Annotated in this window: 21 protein-coding genes; 14 read left to right on the plus strand and 7 right to left on the minus strand. The window is 69.4% G+C overall.

Annotated features, from left to right (window positions below; translation table 11 throughout):
* Positions 1 to 103: 103 nt before the first annotated feature.
* The 5 genes from AC3EO7_RS29530 (at position 104) to AC3EO7_RS29550 (ending at position 6,695) form a co-directional block, all read left to right on the plus strand.
* A complete protein-coding gene (locus AC3EO7_RS29530; protein ID WP_431971108.1) occupies positions 104 to 1,759 on the plus strand; it encodes an acyl-CoA synthetase in 1,656 nt (551 codons plus the stop codon).
* A 134-nt stretch (positions 1,760 to 1,893) separates the two neighbouring features.
* A complete protein-coding gene (locus AC3EO7_RS29535) occupies positions 1,894 to 3,498 on the plus strand; it encodes a TerD family protein (RefSeq protein ID WP_435593019.1) in 1,605 nt (534 codons plus the stop codon).
* Positions 3,499 to 3,599: 101 nt separating this feature from the next.
* Complete coding sequence (locus AC3EO7_RS29540; RefSeq protein ID WP_431971110.1) at positions 3,600 to 4,163, plus strand: hypothetical protein; 564 nt, start codon at positions 3,600 to 3,602, stop codon at positions 4,161 to 4,163.
* Between the two features lie 219 nt (positions 4,164 to 4,382).
* Entirely contained in the window at positions 4,383 to 5,852 is a 1,470-nt protein-coding gene (locus AC3EO7_RS29545; protein WP_435593020.1) for a PepSY-associated TM helix domain-containing protein, read from the plus strand.
* A 132-nt stretch (positions 5,853 to 5,984) separates the two neighbouring features.
* Positions 5,985 to 6,695 (plus strand): DUF8020 domain-containing protein, encoded by a 711-nt coding sequence (locus AC3EO7_RS29550; RefSeq protein ID WP_431971112.1) that lies wholly within the window; start codon positions 5,985 to 5,987, stop codon positions 6,693 to 6,695.
* A 116-nt stretch (positions 6,696 to 6,811) separates the two neighbouring features.
* On the opposite strand, the gene AC3EO7_RS29555 is transcribed toward AC3EO7_RS29550, so the two are convergent.
* The 3 genes from AC3EO7_RS29555 to galK all read right to left on the minus strand — a co-directional run bounded on the left by AC3EO7_RS29555 (position 6,812) and on the right by galK (position 10,139).
* On the minus strand, positions 6,812 to 7,057 hold the full coding sequence (locus tag AC3EO7_RS29555; protein ID WP_431971113.1) for a hypothetical protein: 246 nt from the start codon (positions 7,055 to 7,057) through the stop codon (positions 6,812 to 6,814).
* Between the two features lie 12 nt (positions 7,058 to 7,069).
* Entirely contained in the window at positions 7,070 to 8,767 is a 1,698-nt protein-coding gene (locus tag AC3EO7_RS29560) for a sodium:solute symporter family protein (protein WP_431971140.1), read from the minus strand.
* A gap of 259 nt (positions 8,768 to 9,026) precedes the next feature.
* Positions 9,027 to 10,139: a galactokinase gene (gene galK, locus AC3EO7_RS29565; RefSeq protein ID WP_431971114.1), complete on the minus strand. Its 1,113-nt coding sequence runs from the start codon at positions 10,137 to 10,139 to the stop codon at positions 9,027 to 9,029.
* A 313-nt stretch (positions 10,140 to 10,452) separates the two neighbouring features.
* On the opposite strand from galK, the gene AC3EO7_RS29570 reads away from it, so the two are divergent.
* Together AC3EO7_RS29570 and AC3EO7_RS29575 are read left to right on the plus strand one after the other, a co-directional pair.
* A complete protein-coding gene (locus AC3EO7_RS29570) occupies positions 10,453 to 10,902 on the plus strand; it encodes a pyruvoyl-dependent arginine decarboxylase (protein WP_488186297.1) in 450 nt (149 codons plus the stop codon).
* Positions 10,902 to 12,449, plus strand: coding sequence for a diguanylate cyclase domain-containing protein (locus AC3EO7_RS29575; protein ID WP_435593021.1), 1,548 nt, complete (start codon positions 10,902 to 10,904; stop codon positions 12,447 to 12,449). The genes AC3EO7_RS29570 and AC3EO7_RS29575 overlap by 1 nt, the downstream gene beginning before the upstream one ends.
* A gap of 131 nt (positions 12,450 to 12,580) precedes the next feature.
* On the opposite strand, the gene AC3EO7_RS29580 is transcribed toward AC3EO7_RS29575, so the two are convergent.
* Entirely contained in the window at positions 12,581 to 13,330 is a 750-nt protein-coding gene (locus AC3EO7_RS29580; RefSeq protein ID WP_435593022.1) for a DUF6319 family protein, read from the minus strand.
* Between the two features lie 141 nt (positions 13,331 to 13,471).
* Positions 13,472 to 14,110, minus strand: coding sequence for a TetR/AcrR family transcriptional regulator (locus AC3EO7_RS29585; RefSeq protein WP_431971142.1), 639 nt, complete (start codon positions 14,108 to 14,110; stop codon positions 13,472 to 13,474).
* 181 nt (positions 14,111 to 14,291) lie between these two features.
* On the opposite strand from AC3EO7_RS29585, the gene AC3EO7_RS29590 reads away from it, so the two are divergent.
* From AC3EO7_RS29590 to AC3EO7_RS29615, 6 genes are all read left to right on the plus strand, one after another.
* Entirely contained in the window at positions 14,292 to 15,659 is a 1,368-nt protein-coding gene (locus AC3EO7_RS29590) for a flavin-containing monooxygenase (RefSeq protein WP_435593023.1), read from the plus strand.
* A 4-nt stretch (positions 15,660 to 15,663) separates the two neighbouring features.
* Positions 15,664 to 16,815 carry a serine hydrolase domain-containing protein gene (locus AC3EO7_RS29595; RefSeq protein ID WP_431971118.1) on the plus strand — a complete coding sequence of 384 codons (1,152 nt, stop codon included), beginning with the start codon at positions 15,664 to 15,666 and terminating at the stop codon, positions 16,813 to 16,815.
* Between the two features lie 14 nt (positions 16,816 to 16,829).
* Positions 16,830 to 17,870 carry an NAD(P)-dependent alcohol dehydrogenase gene (locus AC3EO7_RS29600; protein ID WP_431971143.1) on the plus strand — a complete coding sequence of 347 codons (1,041 nt, stop codon included), beginning with the start codon at positions 16,830 to 16,832 and terminating at the stop codon, positions 17,868 to 17,870.
* A 34-nt stretch (positions 17,871 to 17,904) separates the two neighbouring features.
* Positions 17,905 to 19,581, plus strand: a complete 1,677-nt coding sequence (gene casG, locus AC3EO7_RS29605) for a steroid-24-oyl-CoA synthetase (RefSeq protein ID WP_435593024.1) — start codon at positions 17,905 to 17,907, stop codon at positions 19,579 to 19,581.
* Positions 19,582 to 19,693: 112 nt separating this feature from the next.
* Entirely contained in the window at positions 19,694 to 20,575 is an 882-nt protein-coding gene (locus AC3EO7_RS29610; protein ID WP_435593025.1) for an alpha/beta fold hydrolase, read from the plus strand.
* A 173-nt stretch (positions 20,576 to 20,748) separates the two neighbouring features.
* A complete protein-coding gene (locus AC3EO7_RS29615) occupies positions 20,749 to 22,158 on the plus strand; it encodes a DoxX family protein (RefSeq protein ID WP_431971144.1) in 1,410 nt (469 codons plus the stop codon).
* A gap of 64 nt (positions 22,159 to 22,222) precedes the next feature.
* Here AC3EO7_RS29615 and AC3EO7_RS29620 read toward each other — a convergent pair whose 3' ends face one another.
* Complete coding sequence (locus tag AC3EO7_RS29620) at positions 22,223 to 23,518, minus strand: cytochrome P450 (RefSeq protein ID WP_431971121.1); 1,296 nt, start codon at positions 23,516 to 23,518, stop codon at positions 22,223 to 22,225.
* A 232-nt stretch (positions 23,519 to 23,750) separates the two neighbouring features.
* Between AC3EO7_RS29620 and AC3EO7_RS29625 the strand changes: the two genes are divergently transcribed.
* Entirely contained in the window at positions 23,751 to 23,945 is a 195-nt protein-coding gene (locus AC3EO7_RS29625; RefSeq protein ID WP_431971122.1) for a hypothetical protein, read from the plus strand.
* 255 nt (positions 23,946 to 24,200) lie between these two features.
* On the opposite strand, the gene AC3EO7_RS29630 is transcribed toward AC3EO7_RS29625, so the two are convergent.
* Positions 24,201 to 25,019: an ACT domain-containing protein gene (locus tag AC3EO7_RS29630; protein ID WP_435593026.1), complete on the minus strand. Its 819-nt coding sequence runs from the start codon at positions 25,017 to 25,019 to the stop codon at positions 24,201 to 24,203.
* Between the last annotated feature and the right edge of the window lie 17 nt (positions 25,020 to 25,036).

Below are 25,036 nucleotides of genomic sequence, written 5' to 3' on the forward strand. Positions count from 1 at the left end.
TCGGTAACAGTTGCTTGCTATTGTTAGCACCAGCACTGGATCTCGAAGTTGCGGTCCACACCACCCCGAGTCCCGGTGGATGGGCCGCGGAAGGTTGTCCTCTATGTCTTTGTCCTTTCCCGCGCTCGGCGGATCCGTTCGCAAGGCCGGTGACCTCGCGCTAGGCGTGAACATCATGGTCAAGCGGGGCCTGTTCAACCCGCTGCGCCCTGACCACGCCGCCCGTTCGGCGTTCAACGTGCTGAAGTTCGGTCCGTTCGCCGGCGTCGTCATGCACGCCGCGCAGACCAGGCCGCACGCCGCCGCCATCGTGGACGAGCGCGGCGAGGTGACCTTCGGACGGCTCAACGAGCAGTCCAACGCCTTCGCGCGCGGGCTCGAAGCGCAGGGCATCCGGGCAGGCGACGTGGTCGCCGTGCTGGCGCGCGATCACCGCGGCATGGTGCTGAGCCTGCTGGCCGCGGGCAAGCTGGGCGTGCGCGCGGTGCTGATGAACACCGGCTTCGCCAAGCCGCAGTTCGCCGATGTCGCCACGCGCGAGAAGGTCAAGGCCGTGCTGCACGACAGCGAGTTCCTCGACCTGATGAGCGCCATTCCCGCCGAGATCCCGCGCATCCTCACCTGGGTCGACGAGAAGGACAACGCCGACCCGGCGATTCCGACCGTCGAATCGCTGTCCGCCGGCCGCTCCACCGCGCCGCTGCCCGCCCCGGACAAGCCCGGCGGCATGGTCATCCTGACCAGCGGCACCACCGGCACCCCGAAGGGCGCGCCGCGCGACCGGGTCAGCCCGTTCGCCTCGGCGCAGTTCATCGATCGGGTGCCGCTGCCCGCCAACGGCACCATGATCATGGCCGCGCCGATCTTCCACGGCACCGGTCTCTCCCAGTTCACCCTCGGTCTGGCGCTGGGCAATCGGGTCATCTTCCAGCAGCGCCGCTTCAACCCCGAGCAGACGCTGGCCAATATCGAGAAGTACCGGGCCGATTCGCTGGTGGTCGTGCCGACCATGCTGCAGCGCATCCTCGATCTCGACGACGACGTGCTCGCCAAGTACGACGTGCGCAGCATCAAGGTGATCTTCGCGGCGGGCTCGGCCATCGCGCCCGACGTGGTCACCCGCACGCTCGACCACTTCAACGACAGCCTCTACAACCTGTACGGCTCCACCGAGTGCGCGGTGATGACCGTCGCCACCCCGGCCGACATGCGCAAGGCGCCGACCACCGCGGGCCGCGCGCCCGTCGGCATCCGCATCGTGCTGCTCGACGAGAACCGCAAGCCGATCACCCAGCCGAACGTCACCGGAACCATCTTCGTGGACAACGGTTTCGCGTTCACCGGCTACACCGACGGACGCACCAAGGAGATCGTCGACGGCATGATGTCCAGCGGCGACGTCGGGCACTTCGACGCCGACGGCCTGCTCTACATCGACGGCCGCGACGACGACATGATCGTCTCCGGCGGCGAGAACGTCTTCCCGCTCGAGGTGGAGAACCTGATCGCCGGGCGCGACGACATCTTCGAGGCCGCGGTGGTCGGCGTCGACGACCGCGAATACGGAAAGCGGTTGCGCGCGTTCGTCGTACCAGGCCCGGAGTCCAAGCGCGATGCCCAGGAGATCAAGGAATACGTCAAGGCGAACCTGGCCCGCTACAAGGTGCCGCGCGAGGTGATCTTCCTCGACGAACTGCCGCGCAACGCTACCGGCAAGCTGTTGCGCAAGCCGCTGATCGACATGGAGATCGAGGGCTGAGAGGCACGAATACACGCTGATCGCCTGTGCGGCGCCCGTGTTCGACGAGCACGGGCGCCGCGCAGGCCGTCGACCGGCACCGTCGGCCCGTATTAGGCTTGCGCGCGAGGGCAATTCGAGGACAGGGGCGCGCGATGTCCAGTGTGATCGGTAAAGGTGGGAACGTCGCGCTGGGTGGCGGGCGATTGCACGTCACCGTGGCACCCGCGGGCATCGATCTCTCGGTACTGTGCGTGCGCGACCACGGCAGGGTCGGCGACGACAGCGAATTCGTCTTCTACAACCAGCCCGTCTCGCCGGACGGGGCGGTGCGCCTGACCGACGGCGCGATCTGCATCGACCTACCGAGCGTCGGCGCGGTGACCGACCGACTGGTGGTCGCGGCGTCGGTGGACAATGGCGTGTTCGGCGGCATCTCGCTCGCGGTCCGCATCACCGAGGACGGCGGGCTCGCCCACGATCTGCCCATCACTGGACTGAGTTCGGAGACCACGGTCATCCTCGGCGAGGTGTATCGCAGGGCGAGCGGCTGGAAGCTACGCAACGTGGCGCAGGGTTACGCCAGCGGGTTGGCGGGGCTGGCAACCGATTTCGGGATCACCGTCGACGACGAGCCCGCAGCGCAGGCGACTCCGCCTGCCGCGCAGACCTTTCCGCCACCTGCCGCACAGCCCTTCCCACCGCCCGCCGGGCAATCCTTCTCGCAACCCGCCGCACAGCCCTTCCCACCATCCGCCGGACCGTCCGCGGGTACGACCTCCCCGCCGCCCTCGTCACCGGCGGGTACGCCTCCCGCCCCGGTTTTCGGCCAGCCGATCGGCTCGTATCATCCTGCTGCGCAACCGCTTCCACCGCCGCCCGCCGCACCGCCGCCGATCCCGCCCGCTCCGCCGCACGGGACGATGCCGCCGCCCCCGATGATGCTGCCTCAGCCAACAGCGCCGCCCCAACCGACAGCGCTGCCTCAGCGAACAGCGCCGCCCCAGCCGATGACGCCGCACCAACCGATGGCGCAGCCTCAACCGACAGCGCCGCACCAACCGATGCCGCCGCACCAACCGATGCCGCCTCAACCAACGGCGCCACCCCAGCCGATTGCGCCGCCGCCACCCGGCGTGAACTTCACCAAGGGCGCGGTCACGCTGACGAAGGACGCCCCGCCGGTGCTGCTGGAGAAGGCCCCGGTGATCCGACTACGGGTGGCCTGGGCCAGCGGCACCGACTACGAGGCCTACGCGCTGGTCGTGCTGAACACCGGCGAGGTGGTGCACGTGGCCACGTTCGACGCCATGAACACCCCGGCCACTCCGCAATATCGCGATCTGGTTCGTCATCTGGGCGACCGCGGCCGGGGCCACGTCCGCCGCGGCGGCGGGCATACCGAGGAGATCATCGAGGTCCGCTTCGCACCCGAGATCGTCGCGATCGTGCCGGTGGCGTACTCCGCGATCAACAACGGCACCGGATCGTTCTTCAAATACCGGGTCTCGCTCGCCATCGAGAACGGCGCCGACCAGGTGGTGATACCCGCCGATCAGGCGAAGAAGTCCAGCTGGATCTTCACCTGTGTGCCTGGCGTCGTCTACAACCGCCCCGAGGGCGTGCTCATCGAACGGCTGGAGCTCTACAGCAAACGGTTCTCCGAATCCCGGCCCGCGGTGTTCCTGCAACCCGACGGCCGGGTCGCGGTGCGGATGGACAAGGGCCCGATCAACCAGTTCAAGGCCGACCGGACCTGAGCCTCCCGAAAGCTTCCGGACGGAAATGCCTGGTCGAGACCGGTTTCCGGGAACTGGCCGACGTGGTCGGAGACCAGTAACACGTCCGTTATCATCAGCGGGTGAGTATCGAGTTCGACCGGTCGGCTGCGGGACGTCGCAGCGCCGTCGCGCGGCTGCGCGGCGGGTCGGCCGGGGCGATCTCGGGCACCGTCTCCATCGCGGCCCACGGCTGGGCCTCGGGCGGCATGGCCCCCGACAGCACCACCCTCGCGCTGCTCGCCGCGGCCTCGGCGGTCGTCGGCGCGCTCGTCGCCGGGCTCGCACCGTTGCGCGACACCGGGGCGGGTCTGATCACGGCGCTCGTCGGCGGTCAGCTGCTCGGCCACGTCGCCATGGGCTTCAGCTCCGGGCATCTGCATCACGGCGACACCCAGCTGACCCCGCAGATGCTGACCGCGCACATCGTCGCCGCCTGCATGGCTGCGGTCGTCATCCGCGGCGCCGAGGCTGCCTATCGGATCGGCACCGCCGTCCTGGCCCGGGTGCTGCCGGTGCGCCACCGCGTACTCGTCATCCCGGACGCGGCTCCGCTGCGCACCACCTACCGCGATCGCGTCATCCTGCGGATTCTCGCCGCCGAGACGCTGCGCACCCGGGGCCCGCCGCTCCTCGTTCACGTCTGATTTCACCCACACCCGGTGCACGAACGCGCTGTTCGTGTGCTGCCGCTGTTCCGCGTTCCGATGCGGGGCCGCCGCGCGCGTCCGGGCTCTCGCCCGCGGCGATGTCACACATTCCGTACGCCGAGCACTCCTCGGTGCTGCCGGCATGCGTCGCGCGCCGTCACAGCGCTGTTCTCGAGCGCACGCACCGGGTTCCAGAACCTCAGAAACGAAACGACCGTGAGCACAACAGAAACCATCACCCCCGACGCCGAATCCTCGGCGCCGCCACCCGAATCCGCCGGGCGCAAACCCGCGGCCCGCAACGGGCTGCAGGCGCTGGCCATGCGGCTGCACTTCTACGCGGGCGTCTTCGTGGCGCCCTTCATCCTGATCGCGGCCGTCACCGGCGCGCTCTACGCCATCTCCCCGACACTGGAGGCGTTCGTCTCCCGCGACCTGCTGACGGTCGAAGCGGGCGAAGCGGCCAAGCCGCTGTCGGAGCAGGTCACCGCCGCGGTGGCGACCCGGCCGGACCTGGCGCTCGCCGCGGTCTCGCCCGCGCCGGGACCCGAGGACACCACCCGGGTCATCTTCACCGATCCGTCGCTGGGCGAATCCGAGCGCCGCGCGGTGTTCGTCAACCCCTACACCGCGCAGCCGGTCGGCGAGTCCGTCGTCTACGGCAGCTCGGGAGCGCTGCCCCTGCGCACCTGGATCGACAGGCTGCACCGCGATCTGCACCTCGGCGAACCGGGCCGGATCTACAGCGAGCTCGCCGCCTCGTGGCTGTGGGTCATCGCGCTGGCCGGTCTGGTGCTGTGGTTCCGCCGCGTCCGCGCGCGCAGGCAGCGCAACTCGGCCGCCTGGCTGTTCGCCCCCGACCGCTCGAAGGGCGGCCGCGGCCGGACGATGAACTGGCACGGGGCCATCGGCGTCTGGATCCTGCCGGTGATCCTGCTGCTCTCGGCCACCGGCATGACCTGGTCCACTTATGCGGGCGACAACATCACCGAGCTGCGCAAACAGCTCAGCTGGACGACTCCCGCCGTCAGCACCGCCATGCCCGGTGCGTCCGCGCCCGACCACTCCTCGGGCGGCGACCACCACGGCGGCGGGCACGCACCGGCGCCGCAGCCCGCCGACCCGCAGACCCGCATCGCGCAGCTGGATCGGGTGTACGAGTCCGCCCGTGCCGCGGGCGTGACCCAGGCGGTGGAGATCGCGATTCCGGCGAAGCCGGACAAGGCGTTCGCCGTCAAGGAACGGCGCATGCCTGGCATCTACACCGTCGACGCGGTCGCGGTGGACGGTGCGACCGGCAGCATCACCGACCGGCTGGCCTTCGCCGACTGGCCGCTGATGGCCAAGCTCACCAACTGGGGCATCGCATTCCACATGGGATTGCTGTTCGGTCTGCCGAATCAGCTGCTGCTGCTCGCGGCGATGATCGGCCTGATCGTGGTGATCGTGTTCGGCTACCTGATGTGGTGGCGCCGCAGGCCCACTCGCGGTTCCCGTTTCGCACTCGGCCGGGCTCCGCGCCGCGGCGCGTTGCGCGCCACCTCGCCGTGGCTCGCGCTGCCCGTGCTGGCCGCCGCGGTGGTCGTCGGCTGGTTCGTGCCGCTGGTCGGTCTGAGCCTGCTCGCGTTCCTGGCCGTGGATGTCGCGGCCGGGCTCGTCGGACGGCTGCGCGCCACCGCGTCCTGATCCCTTATTGAACACCGCGCCGGGCGGACCACCCCGGCGCGTCACTCAACGGCCTGCTGGTTCGTCATAGGTATGGCCGTCGTCCTGTCGCGCTCGCGACACCCCAGACAACACAAAGGAATTCACAGCACCATGAAGATCACGAAGTTCGCCGTGGCCGCCGCGTTCATGACCGGCGCGGTCGGTATCGCCGCTGGCACGAGCTCGGCCGCCCCGCTCGCCGACGCCGCCCCCGCCGCGATCAACTTCACGACGAACACCACGGAGACCTCCTCGATCGTCTCTATCGACGCGGGCTCGCTCATGGTCGAGGACAACGTCCTGAAGATCAAGGCCGCCGACGGCACCGTCGTCGCGGGAACCCCGCTCACCCTGCGCATCGACGAGTTCGAATTCCCCATCGCCGCAGACATTTCCGGCCGCACCGTCACGATGACCCCGCAGGTGTCCATGGACAAGGCCGTCTACAAGCCGGTCGCGCTGCCCTTCGAGGACAAGGCTCCGTGGAAGAGCGAATACGACAGGGAGAAGGACGCCTGGTCCCGCATGACCAGCACCATCAGCATGGGCGCGAGCATCGCCACGCTGGCAGGCGCCCTCGGTGGCGCGGCCGTCGGCTGCGTGCTCGGCGGCATCGTCGGCGGCGTCGCGATCGGCGGCACCATCGTCGGACTCCTCGGACCCTTCCTGCCCGCCGCCGCCGTCGGCTGCCTCGCGGGCGCGGTGGTGATGGGCCCGATCGGCGCCCTCGCGGGCCAGATCTTCATCACCGCACCGGTGGCGATCGGCGCGGCCATCCAGTACTTCACCACCATCAACTCGCCGTTCAACGCGGCCAAGTGAGCTGCTGAGAACACCCCCTTTCACCTGCGCGAACCCCGTTCGGCCGACGGCCGGGCGGGGTTCGCCGCGTCCTGGCCGCCCTGTTTGTCGGCCGCGGCCCTGGTTCCTGACCCGATTCACTCCGGCGGGGTCGGCTGGTCTTCGGTGCGGGCGGGTTCCGTGGGCTTGACCGGACGCAGCAGGACCCAGGTGAGGAAGGCCAGGGCGACGGCGATCATGCCTATGCCTGCCCAGAGGTTGACGTTGATGCCGCCGGTCTTGGCCTCCTCGGCGGCGGTGTCGTGGACCAGACCGGTGATCACCAGGACCACGCCGTAGCAGCCGAGCAGGGCCCCGACGATGGTGCGGATATCGAACAGCATGAGCGGTCTTCCTTATCCGACGAGGAGATTCAGGGCGATGACGAGCACCAGGGCGATCCCCGCGAGCAGGACGGGGCGCTGGTACCAGGGCAGCGTGTCGGCCTCCGGGTCGGTGCGCATGGACGCGGGCGTCTCCGAGTAGACCAAGCCGACGAGGTCGGCCGCGGGTTTCGGCTGGGTCACCTGGGTGACCGCGACGCTGACCAGGATGTCGACTACGAACGCCGTGCCCGCGGCCACGAAACTCGCTCCCTGACCGGACAATTCGAAGACTCCGGCCTCGTGCATGAGGAAAATGACGATGGCCGAACCGGTTCCGGCGACCAACCCCATCCAGCCCGCGGTGGGCGTCATGCGCTTCCAGAACATGCCGAGGATGAATGTGGCGAACAGCGGCGCGTTGAAGAAGCTGAACAGCGTCTGCAGGTAGTCCATCATGTTGCTGAAACTGCTCGCGATGAACGCCGTGAAGATGGCCGCGACCGTGGCGCCGACGGTGGCGACACGGCCTACGGTCAGGTAGTACCCGTCGGAGCGGTCCCTGATCACGTACTGCTGCCACAGGTCGAAGCTGAAGACGGTGTTGAACGCCGAGACATTGGCGGCCATGCCCGCCATGAACGCCGCGAGCAGACCCGCGAGCCCGACGCCCAACAGGCCGTTGGGCAGCACGTCTTTCATCAGATAGAGCAGCGCTTGGTTGTAGGTGACGTCGTCGGTGTAGTCCGGATCGGCCGTCACCGCCTGCTTGTACTCGGCCATCTGCGGCACCAGCACCGCGCTGATCATGCCGGGGATGACGACGATCAACGGAATGAACATCTTCGGGTAGGCGCCGATGATCGGGGTGCGCCGGGCCGCGGAGATGGAGTGCGTCGCCAGAGCCCTTTGAACCTCGACAAAATTGGTCGTCCAGTATCCGAAGGAGAGCACGAAGCCGAGGCCGAACACGATGCCGAGCACCGAGAGGAAGTCGTTGCCGAACCCGCTCAGCGCGTTGCCCGGCCACGACTCCAGTTGTTCCGCGCCGCCGGGTGACGCGGCCACCTTGTCCTGCAACCCATCCCAGCCGCCGACCTTGTGCAGGCCGACCAGGGTGAGCGGCAGCAGCGCCGCCACGATGACGAAGAACTGCAGCACCTCGTTGTAGATGGCGGCCGACAGCCCGCCGAGGGTGATATAGGACAGCACGATCACCGCCGCCACGATCACCGACACCCAGAGCGGCCAGCCGAGCAGCACGTTGACGATGGAGCCGAGTAGATAGAGGTTCACCCCGGCGATGAGGATCTGGGCTGTCGCGAAGCTGAGCGCGTTCACCAGGTGCGCGCCGGTGCCGAAACGCCTGCGCATGAACTCCGGCACGCTGCGCACCTTGGAGCCGTAGTAGAACGGCATCATCACCACGCCGAGGAACAGCATGGCGGGCACCGCGCCGATCCAGAAGTAGTGGAAGGTCGGGAAGCCGTACTCGGCACCGTTGGCCGACATGCCCATGATCTCGACCGCGCCGAGGTTGGCCGAGATGAACGCGAGACCGGTGACCCACGCGGGCAGCGAACGTCCGGACAGGAAGAAGTCGATGCTGGACGACACCCGCTGCCTGGCCAGCAGACCGATGCCGAGCACGAACACGAAATACAGGGCTACCAGGGCATAGTCGACGGGTTCCGCGTCCAGCCGCAGGGTCGTGGCCGCGTCGAGACGCAGCGACGTCGCGCCGAAAGGGTCGCCAGCGTGCGGCCGAACGGCGCTGAGGAAAGATGGATCGGCAAGCGGCACAGCGTCGTCCCTCCTGGCGTGAAACCGGGCGTCGAGCTAGGTCCTGCGTCGTGCGGTGTCCGTGACATCCACTGTGCGTGATTGTGCAGCACCGGTGGGGCACATTCGCGCACAAAATCTGGACGGTTGCTCAGCGAGTCCATCGGTCCGAGGATTCGCCGGAGCTCGAATCTCCCGAGCGCGGCGCTCAGGATTCCCGGCGCGCTCCGTCGGCCGGAACCACGGCGAACGTGCGCGGCTCGGGAAAGCCCGAGCGGGCGAACCGGTCGCCGACCGCGGCGGCCACCGCTTCGGTCCGCTCGCGGTCGACGAGCGCGATGGCGCTGCCGCCGAAGCCGCCGCCGACCATCCGCGCCCCGTGCGCGCCCGCGTCGAGAGCGGCCGCCACCGCCGTGTCGAGCGCGGCCGTCGAGACCTCGAAATCGTCGCGCAGCGAGGCGTGACCCGCGACCAGGATCGGCGCGATCTCGCGCGGATCCGCACCTCGCCGCAATTTCTCGGCAACCGCGACGACGCGGGCGTTCTCGGTGACCACGTGTCGCGCCCTGCGCCGGGTGACCGGGTCCGCGATCCGCACCAGGTCCGCCTCCGCGTCGACGTCGCGCAGCGCGCGGACACCGAGTTCGGCCGCCGCCGCTTCGCACTGCGCACGCCGCAGCGCGTAGCCGCCGTCCACCAGTTCGTGCGGCTGCCCGGTATCGATGACAAGGAGCTCGAGACCGAATGCGGCCAGGTCGAACGGGATCTGCTCGTAGCCTGCGGCGCCCGCGATGAAGCGGCGCACGTCGAGGAACAGCGCGTGCCCGGCGGTGCACAGCACGGCGGCCGACTGGTCGAGCACGCCCGTCGGGGCGCCCGCGTAGTCGTTCTCGGCAGCGCGGGCGATGTCGATCAGTTCGCGGTCGACGACGCTGGGCGCGCACAGATCACGCAGCGCGATCGCCACCGAACACGACAGCGCCGCCGAGCTCGACAGGCCTGCGCCGATCGGCACCGCGCCGTCGAGTTCCAGCACCAGACCGGGAACGGAATGCCCGCGCCGCACGAACTCGGCGACCACGCCCACCGGATATCGCGCCCAGCCCGGCAGCCGATCCCGCGCCGCGGCGAGCTCGCCGGTCCCGACCCGCACCGCTTCCCCCGGCCGCTGCCGTGACTCGACGCGGACGAGTCCGTCGGCGGTCGTCTCGGCCGCGCACCGTGTCACCAGGGGCAGCGCGATGGGCAGCACGAAACCGTCGTTGTAGTCGGTGTGCTCGCCGATGATGTTCACCCGGCCGGGCGCCACCCATGTCCGCACTGTTGCCTCGCTCTGTCGACTCGGAGCTCGCCCGTCGCGCCACACGTTACGAGACGTACCGCCCCAGCATCGCTTCCGGCCGGTGCGGGTGCGCGATTCGCAATCGTGCCGCACAGTCGAATTCGAAGCCACTATCAGGATGCAAAAGAGGCCGATAGTTTCGGGAGGGACACTATGATTCACAACACCCCACGCGGCGGCCTGCTCGGGCCGCAGTGGATCGATCGACTACTCCCGCCCTGGGCAGGCCGGAGCGTGACAACCGGCAGACCCCCGGGCGCCACTGACGATCGAGATCGGCGCGGCGACAGGGGTGAGCCCGACAGCGATGTCGGCCTTCGATGCGGCCCTGCGCGAGTTGGGAGTGGGTGATGCGAACTTGATTCGCCTGTCGTCGGTGATACCGCCGCGCGCCGTGCTCGAGCGCACCGCCCGAGTCCGCGAGCCGATCGCATGGGGTGATCGGCTCTCCTGTGTCGACGCCGCGCGGCACAGCTACTACGTGGGCTTCACCCTCGTTGCGCCAAGTGCACGACAAGGGGCTGCCTTCCATGCCATGATCAAATCAGTTGTCCAGATTTTGGTGGCCGAGCGCGCCGCGGTCGGCTGGGACATCTGCTCGTACAACAACACTCAGCTCTCGTTCGCCGACAGTATCCGCGCGGTGCTCGATGAGCAGACCGACGTCGAAGTCGCGGTGGAGGATTCACAGACGCACTACGCCGCACAGTTCACCAGGGACGGAGCGACCAAGGGGGGCTGATGGCATCCAGCGAAGAGCAGGCGAGCGACCGCGGCTACTGTACTGGAAACATCTGGTGCGTAGCGCTTCTAGGGGGTTGGACGGCGCTGATCTCGGTGCCGCTGGTGTTCGAGTCCCGTGTCCTCACCCTGTTGACGATGCTGGCGGTGGTCGCGGGGGCGCTCACCATGGTCGGCATCGGGCTGCGGCGCCATCGCCCCGCCCAGCCGCTGCCCTGGTACCTGCTGTCACTGTCGGCGGTGCTCTTCGCGCTCGGTACCACGCTGCGCGATTTCACCGACGACTCGATCAGCCCGCTCGACGACATCTGCACGCTGGCCGGGTATCTGGCCATCGGGGTGGCCGCCACGGTATGGCTGCGGCCCCGGCAGGTGCGCGGCAACTACGACCTGCTGCTGGACTCGGCGCTGATCGGGCTCGGCGCGCTGCTGGCCTCGTGGACCTTTCTCATCTCCCCGATCCTGCAATCGCGCGCGGCCACCACGACCACGCTGGTCGCGGCCGCCTATCCGATCCTCGACGCCCTGCTGCTGACCCTGGTCGCTCATTCGGTCGCCACGGCCACCCGCTCGGAGACGTCTCTGCGACTGCTGCACCTGGCCATGGTCGCCGTGCTGGTCGGCAATCTCGGCTACAGCCTGGAGACCGCGGGCACCGCGACGATAGGGCACGAAGTGCTGCTCATGCCGCTGCTGATCGCCTACGCCACGGTCGGTATCGCCGCGCTGCACCCCACCATGGCGAGCCTGGGCGCACCGCGCCAGATCCATCCGCACCATTCCCGGCAGCGCGCCTGCGCCATCGCGGTGGCGCTGATCGTGGCCTCGCTGGTGCCGGTGGTCGGCTCCAGCCTCGGCACGGTGGACAGGGTGGCGGTGTCCTCGCTGCTCGCGCTGCTGCTCATCGGCGTGCTGGTGCGCAGCGAACGGGCCATCCAGCGCAGCGCGCGCAGCGAGCGACGGGCTCAGTACCAGGCCGACCACGACGTGCTCACCGGCCTGCTCAACCGGTCGGCCCTGCTCCGGGTGCTCAACCGCAACAGCGCGCACTGGCGCGATCAGCCGTTGTGCCTGCTGTTCATCGACCTGGACGGCTTCAAGATGGTCAACGACAGCTACGGTCACGCCGTCGGCGACGAGTTGATCGCCAACGCCGCCTCCCGGATCCGGCGGGTGGTGCGCCGCGACGACGCGGTCGCCCGATACGGCGGCGACGAGTTCGTGGTGCTTGCTCCGCTGAACAAGCAAGGCGCGGCCGTGCTCGCCGAACGACTACTCGGGGCCTTCGTCCGCCCCTTCGAACTCAGCGCTGGCGAAGTGCCGATCACCGCGAGCGTCGGCATCGCGTGCGACAGTCCACGCGGCCCCGAGGCCACCGTCTACGACCTGATCCGAGACGCGGATTCGGCGATGTACCACGCCAAGGAGTACTCGCTCGGCTACGCCTTCCACGACGATCTGCGACACCCGCACCTGCCCGCGGGCCGCCCCGCCGCCGACAACCGATCCCGGACCTGGCGCTCCAACGCCGAGAGCACCGCGGTCTGACACGGGCACCACGCCTGACACAGCACCCTGGTCCGACAGAGCACCCCGATCCGATGCCGCGACCGTCGAGCAACCGCGCACCGCAGCACGATCCGGCACCGCCGAGCGACCCGCGCCGGGACGAGCCGGGCTCAGTCGGTCAGTTCCTCCAGCAGCCGCTTGGCCTCCTCGAGCTCGGCCCGCAACTGCTCGACCTTCGCCAGCTGCGCGCCCCGCGCCGCCTCGAGCACTCCGGAGACCACCTCGGCCACCTCCGGGTGCAGGATCTTGGCCGCCTGCGCGACCGCCGAACTGTTCACCGGGAGTCCACGCACCGAGCGCTTCTTGCCGTTGACCACCTCGACCGTCCACTCGCCGTCGGCCGTTCCGGACAGCGTCACAGTGACCTCGGCCGCCTTCGGCTTGCGCGGGGTCGCCTTGGCGGCCTTCGCCGCGGCAGCAGGCTTGGGCGCCGCGGCCGGACCGCTCGATTCCGCCACTGGCACAACGGGTTTCGGGGCGGGGGCGGCCGGAGCGGGGCTGACGGTCGGCGCCGGAGCGCTCGTCGTGGTCGACGGCTGGGTCACAGTGGAGTCCTTCCTGGTTGTCGACTTCGGCTGGCTGGATGGTGCGGTCGCCGCCTTGTCCCGCAGCGGCTTGGTCAACGTCACTTCGGTCGGAGAGAAGGACAGTACATCCTTCGAACCGGTCGGCCGCACCTGCAGGAAGTCGCCGTCGGACGGATCTCCGAGGGCGACCACCTTTCCCGAACGCCCCTCCGGCACACCGACGGCAGCGGCGGTGAACCAGACCATGGGCGGGCGACCACTCGCTATCTCCGCGGCGATCTGCTCGATCTCGGTGTCGGACAACGGCTTGAGCTTGGTTCTTGGCGACGGCATTGGGGCACTCCGAGCGGTCTTCGTTGGTGTCTGCGTGCACAGATGATGCCGCACGCCACCGACAGATTCACACGGCGTCGCGAATTCGCGCCGCCCGACCCCGGCTCACGGATCACAGCAAACGCGGGGCTACAGACGGTGCTACGTTGTGCGGCGCGCCGATTCGGGCGCTTGGAGGGCGGGGAACCAGATGTCGGTGAGCACCTCGGCGGCTTGGTCGGCGTCGACATCGATGGTGCCCTGCATCGCCCATCGGGTGAAGAACCGTTCCAGTTGCGCGACAAGCAGTTCCACGCGCAGCCGCGCCTCGTCCTTGCGCTCGGCGGGCCAGCGGGCCAGGTACGAGGTCATCGCGTTGGGCAGAGCCGCGATGCCCTGCCTGGCGATCTCGCGGAACTCCGGTTCCAGCGTGGTCGCCTCGTCCCAGGCGGGCAGCAGGTCCTTGTACTCGTGGAACCAGGCGATGGCCCTGGTCATCCAGCCGACGAAGGCCTCGCGCGTGCCGACATCGAGCACCCGGTCCAGATCCTCGTAGAAGTGCAGCGCGGTGGGCGCGGTGGCTTGCGCGGCGATCGCGCGCAGGATGTCCAGCTTGCCGGTGAAGTGCAGGTAGAAGGTGGCGCGGCTGCACCCGACGGCGGCGGCGATCTCCTCGACCCGCACCGCCGCGTACCCGTTGGCGCCGAACAGCGTCTTGGCGGCCTCCAGCAGTTTGGCCCTGGTCTGCAGCTTCTGTTCATCGCGCAGGCTCAGCCCTGCTGGGTTCGACTTGGTCGGCATGGTGAACGGTAACTCCGTCTCGTCGGGGCTTCCAGTAGACATACTGTCACTTACTAGACAGCCAGTCTAGCGAGTGTTAATTTGTTGCCTACGTCACTGCGGTGACGAACGGCTCCCGCGGTGTTCGCGGCCACCTCCCCGCGCCCACCGACGCCGGCAGCTCGAGACGAGGACATCGACTTTGACTCCACAACAACTCCCCCGGGTATGCGTCATCGGCGCAGGGCCGTCGGGGATCACTGCCGCCAAACGCCTGCAAGATCACGGCATTCCGTTCGACTGTTTCGAGGCGAGCGACGAGGTCGGCGGCAACTGGTATTTCAAGAACCCGAACGGAATGTCGGCCTGCTACCAGAGCCTGCACATCGATACATCCAAGTGGCGCTTGGCTTTCGAGGACTATCCGGTTCCCGCGGAGTGGCCCGATTTCCCGCACCACTCGCAGCTGTTCGAGTACTTCAAGAACTACGTCGACCACTTCGGCCTGCGTGACAAGATCCTTTTCGACACCTTGGTCACCGCGGCCGAACGACAGCCCGACGGGCGCTGGCTGGTGACCGCCTCCGACGGCCGCACCCGCGCCTACGACGCACTACTGGTGTGCAACGGCCACCACTGGGATCCCCGGTTGCCGGACTACCCGGGCGAATTCGACGGCGTGCTCATGCACAGCCACGCCTACAACGATCCGTTCGACCCGGTCGACATGCGCGGCAAACGCGTGATCGTCGTCGGGATGGGCAATTCCGGGCTCGACATCGCCTCCGAGCTGTCCCAGCGCTTCCTCGCGGCGCGGCTGACGGTCTCGGCCAGGCGCGGCGTGTGGGTGCTGCCGAAGTACGTGCACGGCAAAGTGGGCGACAAACAGAGTGCGCCGCCGTGGATTCCACGCAAGCTCGCGCTGAAGCTGAAGCAGCGCTTCGTCCGCAAGTTCCGCGGCGACATGGAGTTCTACGGCCTGCCAGCGCCCGATCACAAACCCTTCGAGGCGCATCCCTCGGCCAGCGAGGAATTCCTGCACCGCGCGGGCTGCGGCGACATCGCGTTCAAGCCGGCGATCACCGCGCTGGAGGGGCCGCGCGTGCGCTTCGCCGACGGCAGCGTGGAAGAGGCCGACGTGATCGTCTGCGCCACCGGCTATCACATCAGCTTCCCGTTCTTCGCCGACCCGGAACTGGTGCCGGACAACCGGAATCGGCTGCCGCTGTTCAAGCAGATGATGAAACCCGGCATCGACAATCTCTTCTATCTCGGCCTCGCCCAGCCGCTCCCGACGCTGGTCAACTTCGCCGAACAGCAGAGCAAGCTGGTCGCGGCGTACCTGACGGGCCGTTATCTACCGCCGGATCCGGACGGGATGCGCGAGGACATCCGCACCGCCGAGGCCGCGCGCACGGGGCGCTACTACGACTCCCCGCGCCACACGATCCAGGTCGAGTTCGAGGCGTACGTGCGCGATATGAAGCGGGAGATGGTCAGGGGCGCCAAGCGCGCGGCCGCGGCCGGTCACGCACTGCCGGTGCCTGCTCGAGCGCTGGAACGGGTGTGAGGCCATGACGAACATCTCGGGATCCTGCGCCGAACGCTTCGACGGCGTGCGGCAGGAGCTGGAGCGTCAGCTGGCCTCCGGCGCCGAGCTCGGCGCGTCGGTCTGCGTGACCGTCGACGGCGAGCCGGTGGTCGACCTGTGGGGCGGGCACCTGGACGAGGACCGCACCGTGCCGTGGCAGCGCGACACCCTCGTGAACGTCTTCTCCATCAGCAAGACCATGGCCGCGCTGTGCGCGCTGCTGCTTGTCGATCGCGGCGAGCTGGACGTGCACCAGAAGGTCGCGCACTACTGGCCGGAATTCGGCGCGAACGGCAAGGGCGACATCGAGATTCGGCACATCCTCGGGCACACCTCCGGCGTGTCGGGATGGCAGCCACCGATCGGCTTGGCCGACATCTACGACGCGCGCGCGGCCGCCGCGCGCCTGGCCGCCCAGCCGCCGTGGTGGGAGCCGGGCACCGCCTCGGGCTATCACGCGCTCAACTACGGGCACCTGGTCGGTGAGGTGGTCCATCGCGTCACCGGGCGCAGTCTCGGCCGCTTCTTCGCCGAGGAACTCGCCGGGCCGCTGGGCGCCGACTTCCACATCGGCACCGGCCCCGAGCACCGCCCGCGCGTCGCGCCGCTGATTCCGCCGCCTGCCTTGCAGTTCGACATGTCGGCGCTGGACCAGGACAGCATTCTGGTCAAGACCCTCACGAGCCCGCTGCTCGACGTCGCCGAGACCGCCACCGCCGGGTGGCAGGAGGCCGAGATCGGCGCGGTCAACGGTCACGGCAACGCACGCTCGGTGGCGCGGGTGCAGTCGGTGGTGTCCTGCGGCGGCACGCTGGACGGACGGAAACTGTTGTCGGACAAGACCATCGACCTGATCTTCGAGCAGCAGTCCGACGGCGTCGACCAGGCGTTGCTCGTGCCGCTGCGCTTCGGCATCGGCTACGGTCTGCCGCAACCGCAGACCGCGCCCGCGGTGCCGGAGGGCCGGGTCTGCTGGTGGGCCGGGTACGGCGGGGCGATCGTCGTGAACGATCTGGACCACCGTCTCACTTTCGCCTACACCATGAACAAGATGGAGCCGGGCATCATGGGCTCGGCCCGCGCCGACGCCTACTTGCGCGCCACCTACGCGGCCGTGCGGGAGGTGGCGGCATGACCCGCCGCGCCACGATGCGGGCGCTCCAGCTGACCGGGCCCGGCACGCTGGAGTTGCGGGAGGTGCCGGTGCCGTCGATCGGGCCCGACGATCTGCTGCTGCGGGTCGGCGCGGCGGGCATCTGCCATTCGGATCTGCACGTACTGGAGATTCCGTTCCGGCTGCGCGATGATCCGCTGACGCTCGGCCACGAGGTCGCGGGCACCGTCGTCGAGATCGGCGAACGGGTGACGGGCCGGGAGGCAGGCGACCGCGGTGTCGTCTACCTGTGCTGGTCGTGCGGCGTGTGCCGGGAATGCGTGCGCGGCAACGAGAACGTCTGCCTGGCCGCGGGTCGCGCGGCGATGCCGCCGTGTCCCGGGCTCGGTCCCGACGGCGGCATGGCGGAGTACATCCGTGTCCCCGCGACGTCGTTCGTGCCGATCGGCGAGTTGGACTTCGCCCAGGCCGCGCCGCTCGCCGACGCGGCGCTGACGAGCTATCACGCGATCGACGGCGCGCGCGACCAGCTGCGGCCGGGCGCGACGGCCGTCGTCATCGGGGTCGGCGGGCTCGGTCATGTCGCGGTACAGATCCTCGCCGCCACCACCGCGGCGCGGGTGCTCGCGGTGGACGTCGGCGCGGACAAGCTCGCCGTGGCGAGCGCGTGCGGCGCCGACGAAGGACTGCTCGCCGACGCCGGGACCGCCGCGGCGATCCTCGAGCGGACCGGCGGACGCGGCGCGGACGCGGTGTTCGACTTCGTCGGCGTCGAGCAGACCGCGCGCCTCGCGGTCGAGTGTGTCGCGCCCAACGGCGCGTACCGGATGGTCGGGCTCGGCGGCGGCGCGCCGGAACTCACCGCGGCGCCCGCGGGCGGACCCGGCTGGCCGTGGGGAGCCACGGTGCGAAAGTCCTACGGCGGCACCAAATCCGATCTGATCGAGTCCGTGGCGCTGGCTCGATCGGGCAGACTCCGGGTCGAGGTCGAGACCTTCGCGCTCGACGACGGCCGCGAAGCGCTCGATCGCCTGGCGGACGGGCGGATCCGCGGGCGAGCGGTACTGATCCCGTGAACCCGAACCGCGCACGAACGACGAGGAACATCGAATGACGAAATCCATGGATCCGCAGGCGCTGGCGGCGACCGTCATCGGGCGGCTCACCGGACCGGGCGGCGCCTTCGAGATGACGGTCGAGAACGTGCTCGGCGCGCCGCTGCCGGTACTGAAGCACCGGGGCCGCGCGCTGCGCGAGGTGCTCGCCGCATCGGCCGCCCTCGGCGACCGCGAATACCTGGTGACCGAGGATCGGCGCCTGTCCTATGCCGAGCACGCGGCCGAGGCGGGCGCGCTGGCCAGGGCGCTGCGCGACCGTTACGGCGTCGGCAAGGGCGATCGCGTCGGCATCCTCGCGGCGAACACGCCCGAGTGGGTGGTGGCGTTCTGGGCCGCGCAGTGCCTCGGCGCGATCGCGGTCGGTTACAACGCGTGGTGGGCGCCGCGCGAGATCGAATACGGCCTCGCGCACACCACACCCTCCGTACTGATCGTGGACGCCAAACGGGCCGCGCAGGTCGCCGACCTCGGCGCCGACGTCCCGGTGCTCACCATGGAACGCGACATCCCGGACCTGGTGGCCGAGTACGCGGTGGGCGAGCTGCCCGATGCCGCCGTCACCGAGGACGACCCGGCCGTCATCCTGTACACCAGCGGCACCAGCGGACGACCCAAGGGCGCGGTGCACACGCACCGGAACCTGCTGGCCGTCATCGACTATCACCGCTTCAACGACGCGCTGGCCGCAGCTTTCGCGGGCGGCGTCGACGACGGCGGGCCCAAAGGGCGACGCTTCCTGCTCACCTCGCCGCTGTTCCACATCGCCAGCCTGCACAATCTGGTGCTGCCGAGGATGGCCACCGGCGACACGGCGGTCATCTACCAGGGCGCGTTCGACGCCGACCGGGTGCTTCGGATGATCGAACGCGAACGCGTCAGCAACTGGGGCGCGATGCCGACCATGGCCACCCGGCTGCTCGAGGTGGACCTCTCCGCCTACGACGTGTCCTCGCTGGCCGCCTTCTCGCTCAACTCCGCGCCCTCCTCGGCCGCGCTGCAACAGCGATTGCGTGAGCAACTGCCTGTCGCGCGCACCGCGCTGGTGACCAGCTACGGCATGACCGAATGCTCGACCGCCGCCACCATCGCCGCCCCCGCCGAGCTCGCCGCGTTCCCCGACACGGTGGGCCGCCCGGTGATCGGGGTGAGCCTGGAGATCCGCGACCCGCTGGGCGAGCCGGTCGGCGAGGGCGTCGAGGGCGAGATCTGGGTGCGCAGCCCCTACGTGATGCTCGGCTACTGGAACGATCCCGAGGCCACCGCGGCGGCCATCACCCCGGATCGCTGGTTGCGCACCGGCGACATCGGCATCGTGGAGGAGGGCAGGCTGCGACTGTCCGGCAGGCGATCGGATCTGATCCTGCGCGGCGGGGAGAACGTCTACCCGACCGAGATCGAGCAGTGCCTCGACGAACACCCGGACGTCAGGGAGAGCGCCGTCGTCGGCGTGCCGGACGCCGATCTGGGTCAGCAGGTCGCCGCACTCGTGGTGGTGGGCGAGAACGCGACGGTCACCGAGGCGGACCTGCGCGCGTTTGCCGGGGAGCGGCTGGCCTACTACAAGGTGCCCGCGCTCTGGCGCCTCACCACCACGCCGCTCACCCGGAACGCGACAGGAAAGGTCGTTCGCGCGGGCATTGCCGAAGCGCTCGCCGACGCGGCGGGGTGACGTCGTCCGGTCCGGCCCTGGGTTCGAGGGCTCGACCCGCCACCATATAGCGGTCTACCTTTGTGGATCAGGCGTGCACGTCGCACGCCTGCACCACTCGCAAGGAGGCGACGTGGCGACTTTCGCGCACCAGGGCCGGACCGTAGTCTTCGATCGGATCGGCAGCGGGCCGCCGATCGTGATGCTGCACAACGCGGGAACGCAGCGACATATCTGGGACGATCAGGTGGCGGTGCTGCGGCGCGACCACGAAGTCTTCGCCCTCGACCTCCCCGGCTACGGCGAATCCGACCAACCGGCCGCGGGCTACCGGCTCGAAGACTATGTGCGCATGCTCGGCGCCTTCCTCGACGCGCACGACCTGTCCGACGTGATCCTGATCGGCAACTGCCTCGGCAGCGCCACCTCGCTCGGCTACGCCATGGCGCATCCGTCGAACGTGCGCGCGCTGGTGCTGGTCAGCCCGCTCACCCGCAACACCGTGCGCAAGGGCGAACAGGCGGGCCTGGCCTGGGCGGACGCCAAGCTCCCGCTGGCGCCGCTGGCCAAGCGGCTCGCGCTGCCCGATCGGGTGGTCTCGCTGATCATTTCCAACCAGCTCGGCGCGCGCGGCAAGCGCCTCGGCCTGCAGCATTCGCGACGGCTCAAGGCGCACTGGGGCGATCGTGGCCGTTTGCAGGCGCTGCACGGTCTCGTGCAGGACTTCCCGTCGTTCCGCGTCCTCGACGAGTTCACCCCGGGGTCCGCCTTCCCGCCGATCTGCACGATCTGGGGCAAGCAGAACCACATCCTCTCGGCCTCGGCGGGCGCCGCGCTGGACCGCACGCTGCATCCGCACACCAATGTGGTGCTCCCCGACTGCGGCCATCTCCCGATGGTGGAGGACCCGACCACGGTGACGACCGTGATCACCGACTTCCTCGCCGCCCCCGAGATCCGCCCGCACGGCGGTCGCCGTCCGCATACCGACGCCTCGCTGCCGCGCAGTTCCTGATCCGGGCGGCCGGACGCGCTCCGGTTCCAGGAACCGCCGGAGCGCGCGGCCGGACCGTTGACGTGCGCTTTTCCCCGGGCACGACCATGCCCGGGGGTATGCTGATCTTGGTGTTTGGCGTTCTATGCCACGGGAACCCGGTCGATAAGCCATCGAGGAAAGGGTTGACGTTCATGTTGCTGCGCCGACTTGCCCGACCGCTACTGGCGACCGCTTTCGTCGCCGACGGGGTCGACACCCTGCTTCATCCCGAACCACGTACGAAGTCCGCCGCGACGCTGGTTCAGCGTGGCGAGCGTTCATTGCCGGACAGCATCGCCGCGAAGCTGCCCGCCGACCCGGCGACCGTCGTGCGGATCAACGCCATCGCGCAGGTTTCGGGCGGGGTCCTGCTCGCGCTCGGCAAGGCGCCGCGCCTCGCCTCGCTCGTGCTCGCGGCCACGGTCGTGCCCGCCACCCTCACCGAACAGGACTTCTGGGCCGAACAGGACCCCGACCGGAAGGCCGCCAAACGCACGGCCTTCCTCAAGGACATGAGCCTGCTCGGCGGGCTGCTGATCGCCAGCGCCGACACCGAGGGCAAGCCGTCGCTCGGCTGGCGCGGCAAGCGCGCGGCGCGCAACGCGGCGGCCACGGTCTCGGCGGCACTGCCCTTCGGCGCCGCCGACAGTTCGACCGGCGAGTCGCTGCGCCAGCACGCGCACGATGTCGCGGTGCGCGCCAGGTCGCTCGGGGACACCGCCGCGACCAGGGGCTCCGAATTCGCCGAGACCGTGCAGACCCACGGACCCGAATGGGCCGCCGCCGCACGGCAGCGCGGCGCGGCGATCGCCGCCGTGGCCAGGGAGCGCGGCGCTGAGCTGGCCGCCGCCGCCCGCGAGCACGGCGCCGAATTCGCCGACGCCGCACGCGGCCACGGCGCGGAGTGGGCCGAGATCGCGAAGGAGCGCGGCGACGGGTTCGGCGACGTCGCGAAGGCGCGCGGCGGCGGGTGGGCCGATTACGCCAAGGGACGCGGGTCGGAGCTCGGCGAGGTCGCGAGGCTGCGCGGGGCCGAGATCGGGGAACTCGCCAAACACCGCGGGGCCGAGTTCGGCGAGGTCGCCAAGCACCGCGGGGCCGAGCTCGGCGAGGCTGCCAGAGTGCTCAGGGCCGAACTCGACGAGGCCACCAAACAACGCCGGTCCGAGCTGGCCGAGCTCGCGAAACACCGCGGGGCCGAGCTGAGCGAGCTCGCCAAACACCGCGGAGCCGAGCTGGGTGAGGCCGCGAAGCAGCGACGCGCCGAGCTGCGGAAGGCCGCCAAGAAGCGCCGGTCCGAGCTGCGCAAGGCCGCCAAGAAGCGCCGGTCCGGGCTGGGCGAGACCGCCAAACACCGGCGCGCGGAGTTCGGCGAGACCGCTAAGCACCGAGGCGCGGAGTTCGGCGAGACCGCCAAGCACCGGGGCGCCGAGCTGAAAGAGGCCGCCAGGCACCGGGGCGCGGAGCTGGGCGAAGCCGCCAGGCACCGGGGCGCCGAATTCACCGAGGCGGCACGGCATCAAGGCGCCGACTGGGCCGCCAAGGCGCGCAAGCAGTGGTGAAGCACACCTAGGCCCTCGAAGTCCCATCCGACGCCTCCGGCCGGACTTCGAGATAGGGCCTGGACTAGCCGAGCGCGGCGTGCCTCGCCGCGCCGGTGGCGATCGGAATGTTTTGGTAGCCACGCAGATTCACCAGTCCGCGCCGGGTAGCACGGCCGGTGTGCCGCAGATCGGGATAGCGGTCGTAGAGGGATTGCAGCGCGATGGCCCCTTCGATCCTGGCCAGGCTCGCGCCGAGGCAGGAATGCACGCCGCTGCCGAAGGCCAGGTGATCTCTGGCGTTGGACCGGGTGATGTCGAAGGTGTCCGGGTCGAGGAACGCGGCAGGATCGCGGTTCGCCGAGCCGAGCAGCAGGGCGACGGTCTCGCCCGCGCGGATCGGTTCGCCCGCGATCTCGCTGTCGCGCAATGCCGTTCGCGTCGTCATCTGCACGGGGCTGTCGTAGCGCAGCATCTCCTCGATCGCGCCGGGCCAGCGGGCCGGTTCGGCGCGCAGCAAGGCCAGCTGGTCGGGATGGTCGCGTAGCAGCACGATGCCGTTGCCGATCAGGTTGACGGTGGTCTCGAATCCCGCGCCCGCGACGAGGGTGGCGGTCGCGAGCAGTTCGCGGTCGGTGAGTTCGCCGCCGGTGGCGAGGTCGCTGAGGATATCGTCGCCGGGCGTGCGGCGCAGCCGTTCGATGTGCCCGACCAGGAAGTCCTGGCTGTCGCGCAGTGCGGCGACGGCCGAACGGAACTGCGCCCAGGAGATGGCGATGTCCAGCAATGGCGAGCCCGCGTTGCCGTACTCCAGCATGTCGTCGCGTTTGGCGGCGGGGATGCCGAGTATCTCGCTGATGATCGCGATCGGCAGCAGCAGCGCGAAATCGCTTATAAGGTCTGCGTTTTCGTGTCCGGCCAGACCGTCGAGCAATTCCTCGGTCACCTCGCGCACCCGGTCGCGCAGTCGACTCACCGCGCGCGGGGTGAACGCACCGGCGACCAGCTTGCGGTAGCGCGTGTGCCCGGGCGGGTCGACCATCAGCATGGACGGCGGCTCCACCGGGCTCGCCAACCGCAGATCCGTGGCGCGGATCAGCCGTTTCAACGGCGTGGGTAGGTTGAGTGCCTCCGGCGGCGAGGTGCCGAAGTTCTTGTCGCGCAAAATGTTCCGGCAGACCTCGTGGTCGGCGGAGGCCAGGATGTACGGCGTGCGGACGATCCTGCCCTCGGCACGGATGCGCGCGCCGAACGGATAGGGGTTCTCCCGTGCGTACGGATCGGTCAGCAGTTGCGCCAACGGTTCGCCACGGCGCGCCAGTACGCGCAGCGACATCGTGGGCACTCCGCTCAACGCCGCCCATCGAATCCAGGTCTTCATGTCGGCTCCCCCCGTCTCGTTGGAGTTCCTCCACGTTACGACCGCGTCACACCGCGCACATCCCACCGCAGTCGCAAAAGCGGCTCCTACCTCGGTATAGGCGGCCGATTTCGGCCTGGCGGGCCCGCCGCTCGATTGCCACGTCGACGACGTTTGTTGCGCGCTACTGGCGCCGAGCGGAAATCTGTGCGACCGTTTCGCCAACCCCAGTCGTCAGATTGTGAGCGCCCCCGTGGATCTCGATCGTCTCGACCAGCACCCAGCCGATCCCGACCTGCCACTGATCGGCCGACTCAGCAACCCGCGACTCAGCCGACTCGTCCGCATCAGCGTCGGCCTGTCACCCGAATCGCTCGATCTGCTCACGAGCCTCGCCGAACGACTGCGCACGGCCGAGCGGGCTTTGCCCGATCCCGCGTTCCTCTGAGGGCGCACCTCGGCGCGGATTGTCCGCACCCCGCACAGTTCCTCTCACGCGTCTCACGACGTCTGTGCCTGTGAGAAGTGTGCAGGCACAGGCGTAATGAGACTTGCGTGCAGGGGTGTTTCGAAGCACGGTCCGTCACGCGCGGCCGACCATGCGCGCGCCCGGCACAGTGCCTCCCACCCACCTTGCGCACACCCCACAATGGCTGCGCGTATGTGGGACGTGCGCAAGGGGTGTGGACGGGGTCGCGGCGGATTACGTGCGGTGGCTGACGATGTGCGCCAAGTCGTGCAGACGGTGGGCGCGGGCGATCTCGGCGGGGGTGAACGGTTCGTCGGCGCGGAGGAAGCTCAGGGGTCGCTCCGGCTCGTTCGGCAGTTCGAGCATCGTGCCCTCGGCGGGCTCGTCCTCGGTCGTCCCCGAAGACAGGTACCTGGCCCCGAGCAATTCGGCGATGGCCAGCGGTAATTCGTCGGGGTCGGCGACAACGCGGGCGGCGACGGCCAGCGCCTTGGTCTGTCCGTCGATGAGCGTGAGCGCGGACGCGGGCCACACCCGCACCTTCACGCCGCCCGCCTTGGTCACGGCCGTGGTGAGCGCGTGCGGGGTGACGTCGACCGGCGTGGCGACCACTAGTTCGTCCAGCACACCGGATTCCAGGTGGTGCACGTGCACGGTGAGGATGTTCGCGTCGCGGTCGGCGAGATGCGCGGCCAGCGCCTCCAGCTGGCCGGGCCGGTCGTCGACGTGCACGCGTATCCGCCACAGCGCAGGCGCCCGATCGGCACGGTCGCGGTCGCGCAATTCCGGGCCGTGCAGCCACGAGCCGAGAAACCGCATGGCCGAAGGCTCCACCACCCAGATCACCAGGATCGTGGTGGTGATCGTCAACAGCAGCACCGTCACCAGATACGGCGGATGAAGACGGATCACCAGTGCGTGCAACACCAGTTCCACCGGAAAGACAGCGGCCAGCTTGGCCAGCGCCAAACGGGTCCGTCGCGGATGCGGCAACCGGCCGCACACATCGCACGCCAAAGCGTGCACCGGGGGTCGAGCTGCGGTCGGCCTCATGCCCCGACGATCTTGGT

Source organism: Nocardia sp. bgisy118 (assembly GCF_057708605.1).

Bases quoted from the DNA above. Each gene is read 5' to 3' on its own strand.
- AC3EO7_RS29530 (WP_431971108.1), top strand. From the start codon at position 104: ATGTCTTTGTCCTTTCCCGCGCTCGGCGGATCCGTTCGCAAGGCCGGT.
- AC3EO7_RS29615 (WP_431971144.1), top strand. From the start codon at position 20,749: ATGTTGCTGCGCCGACTTGCCCGACCGCTACTGGCGACCGCTTTCGTC.
- AC3EO7_RS29600 (WP_431971143.1), top strand. From the start codon at position 16,830: ATGCGGGCGCTCCAGCTGACCGGGCCCGGCACGCTGGAGTTGCGGGAG.
- AC3EO7_RS29595 (WP_431971118.1), top strand. From the start codon at position 15,664: ATGACGAACATCTCGGGATCCTGCGCCGAACGCTTCGACGGCGTGCGG.
- AC3EO7_RS29620 (WP_431971121.1), bottom strand. From the start codon at position 23,518: ATGAAGACCTGGATTCGATGGGCGGCGTTGAGCGGAGTGCCCACGATG.
- AC3EO7_RS29550 (WP_431971112.1), top strand. From the start codon at position 5,985: ATGAAGATCACGAAGTTCGCCGTGGCCGCCGCGTTCATGACCGGCGCG.
- AC3EO7_RS29555 (WP_431971113.1), bottom strand. From the start codon at position 7,057: ATGCTGTTCGATATCCGCACCATCGTCGGGGCCCTGCTCGGCTGCTAC.
- AC3EO7_RS29585 (WP_431971142.1), bottom strand. From the start codon at position 14,110: ATGCCGACCAAGTCGAACCCAGCAGGGCTGAGCCTGCGCGATGAACAG.
- AC3EO7_RS29575 (WP_435593021.1), top strand. From the start codon at position 10,902: ATGGCATCCAGCGAAGAGCAGGCGAGCGACCGCGGCTACTGTACTGGA.
- AC3EO7_RS29580 (WP_435593022.1), bottom strand. From the start codon at position 13,330: ATGCCGTCGCCAAGAACCAAGCTCAAGCCGTTGTCCGACACCGAGATC.
- casG (WP_435593024.1), top strand. From the start codon at position 17,905: ATGACGAAATCCATGGATCCGCAGGCGCTGGCGGCGACCGTCATCGGG.
- AC3EO7_RS29535 (WP_435593019.1), top strand. From the start codon at position 1,894: ATGTCCAGTGTGATCGGTAAAGGTGGGAACGTCGCGCTGGGTGGCGGG.
- AC3EO7_RS29630 (WP_435593026.1), bottom strand. From the start codon at position 25,019: ATGAGGCCGACCGCAGCTCGACCCCCGGTGCACGCTTTGGCGTGCGAT.